Annotated in this window: 11 protein-coding genes; 6 read left to right on the forward strand and 5 right to left on the reverse strand. The window is 45.8% G+C overall.

The features are described 5' to 3' along the window. Positions 1-19: 19 nt before the first annotated feature. On the forward strand, positions 20-403 hold the full coding sequence (gene gloA2 / locus AC0J2X_RS10260; RefSeq protein ID WP_014951056.1) for an SMU1112c/YaeR family gloxylase I-like metalloprotein: 384 nt from the start codon (positions 20-22) through the stop codon (positions 401-403). 78 nt (positions 404-481) lie between these two features. Here the strand turns inward: gloA2 and AC0J2X_RS10265 are convergent, their stop codons facing one another. Further along, positions 482-1300, reverse strand: a complete 819-nt coding sequence (locus AC0J2X_RS10265; RefSeq protein WP_014977631.1) for a mechanosensitive ion channel family protein — start codon at positions 1298-1300, stop codon at positions 482-484. Positions 1301-1425: 125 nt separating this feature from the next. Further along, the gene (locus tag AC0J2X_RS10270; RefSeq protein WP_014980533.1) at positions 1426-2643 is read right to left on the reverse strand and encodes an MFS transporter; all 1218 of its coding nucleotides are present in this window, start codon (positions 2641-2643) and stop codon (positions 1426-1428) included. Positions 2644-2922: 279 nt separating this feature from the next. On the opposite strand from AC0J2X_RS10270, the gene AC0J2X_RS10275 reads away from it, so the two are divergent. Together AC0J2X_RS10275 and AC0J2X_RS10280 are read left to right on the forward strand one after the other, a co-directional pair. Next, positions 2923-4872, forward strand: coding sequence for an amylosucrase (locus AC0J2X_RS10275; protein ID WP_252119276.1), 1950 nt, complete (start codon positions 2923-2925; stop codon positions 4870-4872). Positions 4873-5210: 338 nt separating this feature from the next. After that, positions 5211-5438, forward strand: coding sequence for a hypothetical protein (locus AC0J2X_RS10280; RefSeq protein WP_230598813.1), 228 nt, complete (start codon positions 5211-5213; stop codon positions 5436-5438). 108 nt (positions 5439-5546) lie between these two features. Here the strand turns inward: AC0J2X_RS10280 and folE are convergent, their stop codons facing one another. Next, a complete protein-coding gene (folE, locus tag AC0J2X_RS10285) occupies positions 5547-6230 on the reverse strand; it encodes a GTP cyclohydrolase I FolE (protein WP_014951061.1) in 684 nt (227 codons plus the stop codon). Positions 6231-6391: 161 nt separating this feature from the next. Here folE and folM point away from each other — a divergent pair, with 161 nt between their 5' ends. The 3 genes from folM (at position 6392) to AC0J2X_RS10300 (ending at position 9191) form a co-directional block, all read left to right on the forward strand. Continuing rightward, the gene (gene folM / locus AC0J2X_RS10290) at positions 6392-7099 is read left to right on the forward strand and encodes a dihydromonapterin reductase (RefSeq protein WP_014977635.1); all 708 of its coding nucleotides are present in this window, start codon (positions 6392-6394) and stop codon (positions 7097-7099) included. Between the two features lie 147 nt (positions 7100-7246). Then, complete coding sequence (locus AC0J2X_RS10295) at positions 7247-8311, forward strand: agmatine deiminase family protein (protein WP_069945102.1); 1065 nt, start codon at positions 7247-7249, stop codon at positions 8309-8311. Continuing rightward, positions 8298-9191 (forward strand): carbon-nitrogen hydrolase, encoded by an 894-nt coding sequence (locus tag AC0J2X_RS10300; RefSeq protein WP_039229281.1) that lies wholly within the window; start codon positions 8298-8300, stop codon positions 9189-9191. Before AC0J2X_RS10295 ends, AC0J2X_RS10300 begins: the two co-directional genes overlap by 14 nt. A 144-nt stretch (positions 9192-9335) precedes the next feature. Here the strand turns inward: AC0J2X_RS10300 and pdeM are convergent, their stop codons facing one another. Together pdeM and AC0J2X_RS10310 are read right to left on the reverse strand one after the other, a co-directional pair. Beyond that, complete coding sequence (gene pdeM / locus AC0J2X_RS10305; RefSeq protein ID WP_069945103.1) at positions 9336-10040, reverse strand: ligase-associated DNA damage response endonuclease PdeM; 705 nt, start codon at positions 10038-10040, stop codon at positions 9336-9338. 185 nt (positions 10041-10225) lie between these two features. Beyond that, positions 10226-12859, reverse strand: a complete 2634-nt coding sequence (locus AC0J2X_RS10310) for a ligase-associated DNA damage response DEXH box helicase (RefSeq protein ID WP_278711749.1) — start codon at positions 12857-12859, stop codon at positions 10226-10228. Positions 12860-12989 lie beyond the last annotated feature (130 nt).

Below are 12989 nucleotides of genomic sequence, written 5' to 3' on the forward strand. Positions count from 1 at the left end.
AAATATTAAGGAAATTAAGATGCTGAAAGGCTTTCACCACGTTGCTATCATTTGTAGTGACTACCCTCGCTCAAAGACGTTTTACACGGACGTGTTGGGCTTCTCGATTATTGATGAAAACTACCGTGAAGCCAGAGACTCTTACAAATGTGACCTCGCGTTACCTGATGGCAGTCAGATTGAGCTTTTTTCGTTTCCGGGGGCACCGCAAAGACCGTCGCGCCCAGAAGCGCAAGGACTTAGGCACTTAGCGTTCAAGGTGGACAACCTTGATGAAATGATTAACCACCTAACGAATAAGCGAGTTGAATGCGAGCCAGTGAGAACCGATGAATACACCGGCAAACGCTTTACATTTTTCCAAGATCCTGACGGTTTACCCCTAGAGCTATACGAAATCTAAAAATCGCGAAGCCGTAATAGAAAAATGCCGAATAAGGGGTCTCTTAGTCGGCATTTTTATCAATAGCGATACAAACTTTTATTGGTCGAGCATCCTGACTTCCCGCTGCGGGAATGGTATTTCAATATCATGCTGCTGAAGGGCATTGAAAATGGCTTGGTTTAGTGCATAGCGCACTTCGAAATGCCTTACAGCTGGCGCCCAAACCCGAATACCAAAGTTAATACTGCTGTCGCCAAAATTATCTACACCAATGGCGGGTGACTTTTCTTCGCTGACTCCATCTACCGTTTCAACAGCCTTGCGAATCACATCGATTACCTCATCGACCTTACTGGAATAGGCAACGCCAATTTCAAGTTCAATCAACATGTTCTCTGCAGAATTATGCAAGATTTCACCGACTATCAGTTTGTTGGGTATTTGGATGTGAACATTGTCTTCGTCAATAAGAATGGTATAGGGCAACATGACTTGATCGACCACCCCTGCAACACCACGCACGCGGATAGTGTCGCCAACAACGAAAGGACGGGTAATAATTATGGTAAAGCCAGCGGCATAATTGGCCAACATACCTTGAATAGCTAAACCTGCACCTAAACCTACAGCACCTACGGCGGCTATAAGTGGGGTTACGCTAATGCCCACATTACCTAATGCTATAATTATTACGATACCCAATACCACTAGCTTGCTGGCACCGCCGGTAAAGCGGCTCAGCGTAATATCGATATTTCTGCTGACCATCAGGTTTTCAACCATGTGGCCTATTTTATTGGCCACCCACCAGCCAAGCAGAAAAATAATGATGGCGCCTACAATTTGGAAACTGTAGGTCACTGCAAATTCTACGAGAGTGTCGTAAAGGGCTTGCGCTTGTTTTAACTCATCCATGGAACGTGATTAGACTAGAAACTGATAGGAATAACCGAAGCTTAAACAACAACGTGAGGAAAAACCAGTGCCGAGAGCAAGCCCGGCACGTTACGGTTTTAAGGAATAAAGAGCGAGCATTGCATTTAGTTGGCGTATTCGCTTGCCTCAATTTCCGCTAAACGTTCTTTGGTAGGGTTCTTAATGTAGTTATACACCAAGCCAACAAAGAGCACGGCAGCAAAACCCGTGGCTACCATAAAGCCATACTTGGCGTCGCCACCGTTGGCGTCGCTCACCAGGCCCATGATGAAAGGCCCTGCGGCCGCACCTGCTGCGGTGAAGAACAAGATTACTCCGGCTACGCTTCCGTGTTGATGTTTTGGGAAACAGCTTATGCCTTTTGAGTTAAAGGTAGGATAAATTACTGACATAAAAATGCCCGTTAGCGGGAATAGAAACAACGCAAGCTGTTTTCCGCCCCACAGACCAAGACCGAAACACAGTACAATAGCACCAGTGAACACCATAAGAACCAATGCCCAGTTGAAGTGAGACATCATCCAGATGCCTACGAAACGCCCTGCAGCACGAAGGATAAAGAATGCCGTTACCGAGTATATTGCAAGGGTCTGAGAGAAGCCTTCAGTATAACAATCGTAGGTCGCTTTAAGCGTAGTCGCATCGCACACTAAATAACTCGGCATCCACACATAAATGGCGCTTTCTGCGGCGACATATAAAAACGCGCCTACTGAAAATCCTAAAGCATAGGGGTTTTTCACTAAACTTAAGCTCTGCGCTATCGATACTTTCTTTTCACCTGAGGCTGTATCTCGAGTGTAAGCGGGGTATTTCACCAGCAAAGCACCGATTATAAGTAGCGTACAAACACCACCAGCGATTACATAAAGCCACTGCCATGCAACGCCTTGATGAATAAGATAAGCGACAATAAGAGGCCCGATAATTGCGCCAACGCCAAAGAAGGCTTCTGCTCCATTCATAGTTGCTGTGTGCTGCTTGGTCGATGTTGAAATATCACCGATGAGCGCCAGCGCACCTGTTTTAAAGATACCCACGGCAACACCAGATAAGCTCATTAAACTTACAATCAACACAAAGTCGTTAGCAATTAAGAAGCTGTAGCATGCAAGGCCAAACAACGCTAAACCAATGATAATGGTAGGCTTGCGGCCTAACTTATCAGCCAAAAAACCAAGGAATAGACCCGATAAGGCAATACCTAACATGGGGAGTGAATGCATTAAGCTTGCTTGAGCATTGGTGACAGAGAACGCCACTTTCACTTCTTTGATTATCTCGCCTACCGAGTCTGACGTCATCGCAAACATCATAAACATTAGGTAGGTTAGCCATCTGATAATTCTGCTACTAGGATCATGATTGGGCATAGTCTGTCTCACAAGCACGGTATGAAAGGCCTTGTTCCGCCCTTCTAAACTTCACAAAAACACGTTGATCATTGCACGCATTCAGTAGGTCAAAAATAACGATGTAATAAACTTGATAAATGAGCTTAATCGTTTAAGATAAAAGTTAACAGAATTTAAAAAGCCTGTAAACCTGTTAATTAGGATAGGTTGTATGACGCACCTAAGCGTCGCACTTTGGAGTTTTCTATGAGCTATGCTGCTGACAGTGGTGTATGTTTAGACCGAATCTTGGCATCAACCGATTTATCTGGCCTAAGTAAGAAAGATGCAACAACTTTTACGCGTCGCTTGAAGGAACATTTTCCTCGTCTTTTTGACAAATATACCTACGTTTATGGGCACCAGTATGACTGCTACTTTCATTTACAAAAACTGGTTGAAATATTAAGAGACGGGTTAAAAAGCCGTAAACCAGCCCTCAAAAAGCTTGATAATGAAAGGTTAAAAAACCCGCTTTGGTATCGCGATGAACAGCAAGTCGGCATGGCCTGCTATGTTGACCTGATGGGCCCCACTCTGAATGACTTGCATGACAAAATTCCCTACTTTAAGTCTTTAGGCGTTACCTATGTGCACTTAATGCCTTTATACGATGCGCCCAAAGGGGATAGCGATGGAGGATATGCTGTGTCGGATTATCGCAAGGTTAATCCAACGCTAGGCACAGTGAAAGACCTGGAAAAGCTTGCTTCAGCACTTCAGAAAGAGGGAATAAACCTTGTTCTCGACTTTGTGTTCAATCATACCTCTGACGAGCACGCTTGGGCGAAAGCTGCACTGGCTGGTGAGAAGCAGTTTCAAGACTACTACTACCTTTTCGATGACAGAACCATTCCCGATCAGTACGAACATACTTTAAGAGAAATATTTCCCCAGGTAAGAAGAGGTAGCTTTACCTTTAATGAACAGATAGAAAAATGGGTATGGACGACATTTAACAGCTTTCAATGGGATTTAAACTACAGTAATCCTGAGGTGTTTAACGCTATCACGTCTGAAATGTTGTTTCTGGCCAATATAGGTAGCGCTGCACTGCGTTTAGATGCGTTGGCCTTTATTTGGAAAGAGCTTGGTACTAACTGCGAAAATCAGGAAAAGGCCCATGTTCTTATACAAGCGTTCAACTGTTGCTTACAAATTGTAGCGCCTGCCGTGGTCTTTAAGTCAGAAGCCATCGTGCACCCTGACGAAGTACTTAAGTACATCGACAAAGATGAGTGTCAGCTATCCTACAACCCTTTGCTAATGGCACTGCTGTGGAATTCGTTAGCCACGCGTAAAACCCGTTTGCTTACGCGCTCAATGAAAAAGAGCTTCTCTATTTCTGAGAACTGCACATGGGTGAACTACGTGCGATGCCACGACGATATCGGATGGACCTTCGACGACGCGGTAGCCAACGAACTGGGTATTAACGCATTCGATCACCGCCATTTTCTTAATCAATTTTATACCGGTCGTTTTGAAGGAAGTTTTGCCAACGGCGTGCCGTTTGCTGAAAACCCTTCTAACGGCGATTGTCGTGTGTGTGGTTCACTGGCCTCTTTATGTGGGCTAGAAGGCGCACTTAAATCCAACGATTCAAAAGGCATTGATGACGCTGTGAAACGAATGATGCTGCTTTACGGTATCACCTTTAGCATTGGAGGTATTCCGCTACTTTACTCAAGTGATGAAGTAGGCAAGCTTAATGACTACAGCTATCGATTTGATGACACCAAAAAGCACGACGACAGATGGGTAAACCGAATTGCTGTTACCCGCGCAGATACGGAATTGGCGCTAGGAAACACGTCGCCTGCCAACCCTACAGAGACTGCGAGCCTTCGCGTGTTTAACGGATTGCGCAAAATGATAGCAATTAGAAAGCAAAATGCGATTTTCGGGCAGTCTAGCACCCAAATTTTAGATGCCGATAACCATCATTGCTTTGCTTTTCTTCGGGAAAATACACAGGGTCACAAGCTGCTTGTGATATGTAACTTCAGTGAGCACCCTCAGACCATTCAGCGTAGCCTTTTGGCAACACTAAAGGGCGCATCAAGCCGAGATTTGCTAACTGATGAAACGGTCGAAATGAATGCATCACCACTATTGCTTGAGCCTTTTCAACAAATGTGGCTTCTTACTGATTAGAGCTCGAGCTTTCGTCATATCTTGCTAATTGCTGTTTGAAAAGTGGTTAGCAAGTTATCCGCGGCTTAGTCGCCAAATTAATTATCTTTACTGCCAGTGACTTATCGAATAAGTCATTTTTTCACAGGCACACCAATAAATACCCACTATACTTTTTATAGTGAATAGATAGTTCACGTAGCTTCCGCATAACTTTGGTAGCTTGGCCTGTGTTTGACTGGCTCTCAAACTGATTGACGCGGAAGTAGCACTCTTCTTGTTGTGTGTGGTTTGTTTCTTGCTTCACGCAGAAGTATTACACAGCGGGATTCGACTTATGTCATATGGATATGTTTAACATGGTAACGGATAAAACGATGCAAAGTGATAGTGCTTTGGAATACATGTGCCCGTATTGCGGCGCAATAAATGACTTCCAGTTAGAAACAGTTCGCGACATGTATCACGAACAGCATGAATCTTGTGGGTGCTGCAATAAAGTACTCAGTTTAACGGCGGCCGATGGTATTGGTGGCCGTATCAATTTGATTGTCGATTCACTGGATGCAGAGCTTGTTATCAAATAAAGCGCATTGGAAAGCGTAGCAAAATGTTAGCAAACAAAAAGCCGCTTCATGAGCGGCTTTTAAAGTTCTTGAATAAAGTTCCGATGCAGGAATTTCAACAAGCATCAACTACCGAAAGAACTCTCGTTTCAATTCATTATCAGTGAGGAAACGGCCGCCGAGCGCAGACGTTTTCGTATATGAATTAGTATCACGGATCCCTCTCGCCTTAACGCAATAGTGCGTGGCGTTAATGCTCACCGCTACGTCTTCAGTATTGGTCAACGTCTGCAACGCAACTAACACTTGTTGAGTTAAACGCTCTTGTACCTGTGGACGTTGAGCAAAGAAACCCACAAGACGGTTAATCTTTGAAAGGCCGATTACTGTATCTTTTGGAATATAAGAAACGGTTGCCGTGCCATCAATAGTAACAAAGTGGTGTTCGCAGGTGCTGGTCAGGCTTATATCAGATACCTGTACAGGCTGGTCAATCTGCATTTTGTTTTCAATGGCAGTAATCTTAGGAAATTTGCGGTAGTCCAATCCACCGAAGATTTCATTAACATACATTTTAGCGATTCGCGTGGGCGTATCACACAAACTGTCGTCAGTTAGATCAAGGCCAAGCGTGTCCATTACGTCACGCATAGCACTTTCAATTCGTTTGCGCTTTTGCTCGTCAGTAAGACCATTAGCCACCATAGGTGTTTCTAAACCTTTAGCTTCTAATGCTTCTCGTACACGTTGTGCTGGCTCTGAAATAGAGGGGTCTAGTGCGTCGCGCACAATTACCGCTTCTTTTGCTAACATTACTTTATCCGTAGTTACTTCTTTTTTGATCTTGTACGAGCATGAGTTCGTTACAGATCGATTACTTGGCAACATGACTTTTATTTAATGTCATTGCTACCGACTGTGCATTTGGCACAGAATAATAAAACCGTTACCTTTTACGAAAGAAGGACATCATCTTGAATTCACCTGTGTTAATTACAGGCGCAAGCCAACGTTTAGGCTTAGCTATGGCCAATAGTTTACTTGACCAGGGCCACCACGTTGTCGTGACTTATCGAACACTTCGTCCAAGTATTTCAATGCTTGAGGATAAAGGTGCTACAGTCTTACAGGCGGATTTTAGCACTGAGGCGGCTATTGATCGAGCAATTGATGAGATTAAGGCAATCAGTAAAACCTATCGAGCGGTGATCCACAACGCGTCAGATTGGGCGCAAGAAAAAGATAACCATGACAAGCATAGCTTGATTGAACGAATGATGTTGGTCCATGCTGTTGCCCCTTACCGCATAAACTTGGCACTTGAAAAGGCTCTTTGTGATTGCGACGTTCAATCTGACATTATTCATATGACTGACTACGTTCAAGAAACAGGCAGCGAGAAACACATGGCTTATGCGGCAAGTAAGGCAGCCCTGCACAACCTGACCCTATCATTTGCTAAGAAGCTCGCACCAAAGGTAAAAGTAAATAGCATTGCCCCAGCTTTGCTTATGTTCAATGAGGGTGATGACGAAGCTTATAAGCAAAAAGCGTTAGAAAAATCACTATTAGAGATAGTACCGGGGGCGCAAGAGGCCGTGAAAGCCGTGAACTATTTATTTGATAGTGACTATGTGACAGGGCAAACCCTTCACCTCAACGGTGGGCGGCATTTGAAATAAAAACCGCCCCCTTTTCGTTCATTTCAGTTTTCCTTATGGCTTAAAGTAATCGTCACCGCCAATTAATTTCATCGCCATTTGCCTTGGTCTCATGCTGAGGCATGGCTATAATCCGAACCCTATTTCGTAGCTATTTGGAATTTTACTATGCACGGCAACCGTACTATGGCGCCTGAATGGCATAACATTGATGCTGTTATGTTAGCGTGGCCTCATGCGCAAACCGACTGGGCTCCATGGTTAGAAGACGCGAGAGCGACGTATCTGAACGTGATTGCTGCAGTAAACCGCAACGATGCGGGTGTGATTTTATTATGTGCGCCGAGTGACGTAGACGATCTTAATTCTCGTTTACCAGAGAACGCTCGAGTGCTTATTGTTCCTGCCTCATTTAACGACACATGGATGCGCGACTACGGCTTCATCACTTGTAAAGACAGTGAAGGCAATGGCTCGCCGGTAGAATTTCGCTTTAACGGTTGGGGCAAAAAGTTTAACGCCGCTGAAGATAATCTGGCGAATCAGCGTTATCTTGCCAGCATGTGTAAATCTGTACTTCGCAGCAGCCCAATTGTGGCAGAAGGTGGCGCGCTGGAAATTGATGAAGGCGGACACCTATTAAGTACTGCCCAGTGTTTACTTAACCCTGAACGTAACGGTGATATGTCGTTAAGTGCTTACGAAGATGCATTTAAAGATATGCTAGGCTGCAGCAAAGTTACTATTTTGCAACATGGTCATTTAGAAGGCGATGATACTGACGGTCACATCGACACATTAGTGCGTTTCACGCCGAACAAAGGCCTAGTGATCCAGGCGTGTAACAACCGTCCTAATGACAGTCACTTTGAAGGGTTGAAAGCGTTGTGCGACGAGTGCGCCCTTGAGCTGCCTGAGCATGAACAGTTTCATCTGCCGCTGCCTAATATTGTAAATGACGAAGGGGACCGCCTGCCGGCATCGTACGCAAATTACTTAATTTGTAACAACGCAATATTATTGCCTGTTTACGGTGAAGAGGAAGACGCAGAAGCCATTGAGACTGTACAAAGAGCACATCCCAATCATATTGTTGAACCAATCGATTGCAGTGTACTCGTAAGACAATACGGCAGCTTGCATTGCATTTCCATGCAGGTTCCCACAAATACATTAAAAGATTCGATTATCACCACCTTAAAGAAAGGAGTGTCATTACATGCGCCCAGCTAAGCTAAAAGTGGGTCTGGTACAACAGGCCGTTGCCGATAACGATAAAGCAACGAACTGGAATAAAAGTGCCGAGCAAATTGCCAAATTAGCCGCTGAAGGATGCGAGTGTATTTTGCTTCAAGAACTACACAGCACCCTGTATTTTTGCCAGCAAGAAGATACTGACGCCTTTGATTTGGCTGAACCAATTCCTGGACCTGCGACAGAATTTTTTGGTGAACTAGCCGAAAAACACAATATCGTGTTGGTGACATCTTTATTTGAAAAGCGCGGTTCAGGTTTGTATCACAACACCGCAGTCGTGTTCGACCGCAGTAAAGAAATTGCGGGCAAATATCGTAAAATGCATATTCCTGATGACCCAGGCTTTTACGAGAAGTTTTACTTCACACCGGGCGATATGGGCTTCACGCCTATTGAAACCAGCGTAGGTAAACTTGGCGTATTGGTGTGTTGGGACCAGTGGTATCCAGAAGCGGCGCGCCTAATGGCGATGGCAGGTGCGGACTTGTTGTTCTACCCTACCGCAATCGGCTGGGATTTAACTGACACAGAAGAAGAACGTACCCGTCAGCATGGTGCATGGGAAACCATTCAGCGCTCTCACGCTGTGGCAAACTCAGTACCGGTTATCGTGGCAAACCGCACTGGATTTGAAGCGTCACCTGTTGAAGGTGATCCAGGTATTCAGTTCTGGGGACAAAGCTTTGTAGCAGGCCCGCAAGGTGAGATTTTGGCCAAAGCCGAAGCTGAAGGTGAAACCACGCTAACCGTAGAGCTTGATATGGAACGTACCGAACAGGTGAAGCGCATTTGGCCTTACTTCCGCGACCGCCGCATAGACGCCTACGACGAACTAACCAAGCGCTGGCGCGACTAACCCGAATAATGGGGTCAGAGTACATTATTTGAAACAATGGGGTCAGTGTACATTTTCCGAGACAAATCTATGTCACAAAATGTACTCTGACCCCTTTTTTAATTCTGCCGCGGTGGAAATGTACTCTGACCCCATTTTGGTGGTTCATACTTTAAATATAATCTTGTCGTAGAGCATGAATACCTGTCGTGAGCGTTTGGGCAGAAGCGTTAGCATTACCTCTTCATCTATATCCAGCCCACCAGTGAACTGACCAAAGGCTGGCATCACAAATACATTTTCGTTGTTAGTAAAGCATTTGCCTGAGTAACGGCGGCGAGTAATGGTTGTGCGCTTTTTGGGGTGATAATGGCCAATAACCTGAGCACGAGTTTCACTCGTTTCTACTTCGTGCCTGAATACCATATTATCTAACACTATTTCAAAACACGGCGTACCCGGTATGCCGTCGGGTAAATCTGGGTCATGATTACCTTCTACCCACATCCACTCGTTCACATTGTCAACAAGCCTACATAAGTGCTGACGGTCCTCAGTGGTCATGCGCGACATGCTGTGTTTGTCGTGAAAGCTGTCACCTAAGCTGATTACTCGCAGTGGCTTGTAATCATCGATGATGCTCTCTAATCGCGTTAACGTAGCGGTGGAATCCAAGCTCGGCAACGGGTTCGCATAACTGCGTAAATAACTGCCTTTTTCTAAGTGGAGATCAGACACTACAAGCCAATCGCATGCGGGTAAATACGCCACACCGCGCGCGTCTAACAGCCACAAGTAGTCTGCATATTTTGTGATAGTGATGTGGCGCTGGCTTACTTTTTCGGTTAGCCACGCGTCAGTTATTGCCAAAATTTCCTCTTTTGCTCTTCGTTTGTGATTTTTTATTATCGGTTTGAAACCGCTCGTTAATTTTGCGGGACTACGCTTCGTAGCCTCCGCATTCTGACCGCTCTAGTTAGTTGAGCAAGGTATCAGGCGTGAAGTGCATCGCCAAGATATGAAAGCGAAGCCTAAAGGTCGTGTTTATCTTCACGTTATTCAACGCTAGCCCCTGATAACAATGCGCGCACTTCATCTAACATGGTTTCAGCTTCGGCATATAAATTAGCTTGCTCGATGATAGCCTGTGCGCCAGCGCCTTTCACTTGTTCACTACGCACATCCAGCACTATTGGAATGGCCATGGGCGACGGCTTTTCAAGATTCACTAATGTCGCTGAATCTACATAGCGGATAAGTAAATTAGCGAGTCGCCGTAAATCAAGTAGCTCACGTTCTGCATCGGCCCGAGCTACTTTAAGTAAGATATGGTCGCGGTCGTGTTCACGCAACGTATCGTAAATAAGGTCCGTGGAGAACGTGACCTGCTTCATGGTTTTTTGGCTGGCGTGATAGCGCTGTTCAGTGAGCCCACTCACCACCGCCACTTGCCTGAACGAGCGCTTAAGCATAGGTGCCTGCAACATCCAGTCTTCTAACTCGTCCCCTAAAATATCTGGTTGGAATAGCTGCTGGAGCTGCCCTTGTGTGATGGCGTTTACTGAAGCCACCGATAATCCGTAATCGGTCACGCTGAAGCTTAAAGGCTTAATGCCCATTTTTTCCATTCGTCGCGTTAGCAACATACCTAAGGTTTGGTTCGCTTTGCGTCCGTCGAAGGTGTAGTACAAGGTATAGTGCGCCTGTCTAAACGGAAATTGTTCTACAAGCACGTTGTCAGGACTAGGCAATTGAGAAAACGCCTGTTGAAGTTTAAGCCACTCTTGTACCTGTGCAGGCAGTGCTCTCCATGATTTCTGAGTAGCCAAAATTGCCCGTACCCCTTCCGCCAAATAGGTAGATAGCGGCATTTGGCCACCCGCATAGCTTGGTATTTTCGGCTCTTTTGCTTTTGCAGGCTTAGCGTGTAGTTGCATGTCGCGAATAGCCTCAAAACGCAATACTTCTCCTGCAAAATAGAAGGTGTCTCCGGGCGTTAACTGCTGAGCGAAATACTCTTCTACTTCACCAATTATCTTGCCCTGATTTCCTCTTCGTATACGCTTTACTTTAAGCCGACCCGCTTCAACGATTGTGCCGATATTTTGTCTGTGCCGTTGAATAACCCGCCGATTCGCTGGCGAGTAAGTGCCATCGTCGTTTTTCGTCAGCCGCTGATATCTTTCATACGCATTAAGCGCACTGCCCCCGTCTTGGGTAAATTGCCATAGTTTGTCGAAATCATCTCTATCGAGCCCTTGGTATGGCGTGGCGGTAAGTATCTCTTTATACAAGGTATCTGGGCTATCAGCCCTACTACACAAGCAGTTCAATATAAATTGCGGGACAATGTCCAGTGCCCCTGGCTGTGGGCTTTCCCCGTCTAGCTCCCCTTTTTCAATAGCGGAGATCGCCGCCTGACATTCCAGCGCTTCAAAACGGTTTGCCGGTACGAGCAACGCTTCACTTGGCTCGTCGAGCCTGTGGTTTGCTCGCCCTATCCTTTGCAGCAGCCTGCTTACACCTTTAGGTGCGCCAACTTGTATGACCTTGTCTACATCACCCCAGTCGATACCTAACTCCAAGGCCGACGTACATACAATTGCCCTCAGCATGCCGCTTGCCATCATGGCTTCGGTCTTACGACGCTGCTCTTTGCTCAAGCTGCCGTGATAAAGCGCAATGGGCAGCGCAGCCTTGTTTGCCTCCCACAACATTTGAAACAACAGCTCTGACTGAGCTCGCGTATTCACAAAAACCAGCGTGGTTTTGGCGTTTTCAATAGCCTGATAAATATCATCGATGGCGTAGCGAGCCATAAAGCCGCCAAAAGGCATGCGCGCTTTAGAGTGCAGCATTTCCACCTTAGGTTTTTCACCCGCTTTCACTTTTACAATATTAGCTACACCGTCACTGCCAGCCAGCCACGCACCTAGCGTTTCGGGAAAAGCGACGGTGGCTGATAAGCCAATACGCTTACAATGCGGTGATAGAACGCTTAACCGCGCGAGGGCGAGTGAAAGAAAGTCTCCGCGCTTGTTGGCCATTAAACTGTGCGTTTCGTCGATGATCACGCGTTTAAGCTTGCCAAAAAGCTTATCGGCATCGGCGTAGCTCAACATCAGCATGAGCGATTCTGGTGTGGTAAGCAGTATGTTTGGCGGCTTTTTACGTTGACGCTGGCGCTTATGAGAAGGCGTGTCGCCAGTACGTGTTTCTGCCGTTATCGGCAGCGCCATCTCTTCAATGGGCTGTAACAAATTACGATGAATATCTTGCGTGAGTGCTTTCAGCGGCGATATGTAAAGGGTATGTAGGCCGTTGAACCCATCCTTTTCTTTTCCTTTTGTTGCCTGTTTGTTTATTGCTTTTGTTTCGGCTTGTTCACTGGTTCCGGTCTCCTTAACAAGCTCCCCGTTTTCCGACATCTCTGCAAGTTCACTCGTACCGAATGCCTCAGCAAGCTCGCTCATACCAAATGTCTCTGCAAGTTCGCTGTTTTTCGACATCTCAGCAAGTTCGATTAGGCTAGGTAAAAAGCCAGACAGGGTTTTGCCAGCGCCGGTTGGCGCAATCAATAATGTACAGTCATGCTGGTCTTTCTCCACCAGCATGGTGTGTTGATAATCGCGTAGTTGCCAGCCTTTTTGTTCAAACCAATGGGCAAAGACTGAAGGAAGTGGAGTCATTGATGGTTCTTGTTAATACTTTTAGCACTTATACGGCAAAACCTTGGTTAGGTTTACTTGTCACGCCTTACGATAGATGCACAATGTAATCATCCTCAGCGCGTTTAATGTTTAGATACATTTTTCACTT

This window comes from Alteromonas sp. R7 (assembly GCF_055755235.1).

Coding starts and splice junctions, on each gene's coding strand:
- gloA2 (WP_014951056.1), top strand. CDS start 20: ATGCTGAAAGGCTTTCACCACGTTGCTATCATTTGTAGTGACTACCCT.
- AC0J2X_RS10265 (WP_014977631.1), bottom strand. CDS start 1,300: ATGGATGAGTTAAAACAAGCGCAAGCCCTTTACGACACTCTCGTAGAA.
- AC0J2X_RS10270 (WP_014980533.1), bottom strand. CDS start 2,643: ATGTTTATGATGTTTGCGATGACGTCAGACTCGGTAGGCGAGATAATC.
- AC0J2X_RS10275 (WP_252119276.1), top strand. CDS start 2,923: ATGAGCTATGCTGCTGACAGTGGTGTATGTTTAGACCGAATCTTGGCA.
- AC0J2X_RS10280 (WP_230598813.1), top strand. CDS start 5,211: ATGGTAACGGATAAAACGATGCAAAGTGATAGTGCTTTGGAATACATG.
- folE (WP_014951061.1), bottom strand. CDS start 6,230: ATGTTAGCAAAAGAAGCGGTAATTGTGCGCGACGCACTAGACCCCTCT.
- AC0J2X_RS10295 (WP_069945102.1), top strand. CDS start 7,247: ATGCACGGCAACCGTACTATGGCGCCTGAATGGCATAACATTGATGCT.
- AC0J2X_RS10300 (WP_039229281.1), top strand. CDS start 8,298: ATGCGCCCAGCTAAGCTAAAAGTGGGTCTGGTACAACAGGCCGTTGCC.
- AC0J2X_RS10310 (WP_278711749.1), bottom strand. CDS start 12,859: ATGACTCCACTTCCTTCAGTCTTTGCCCATTGGTTTGAACAAAAAGGC.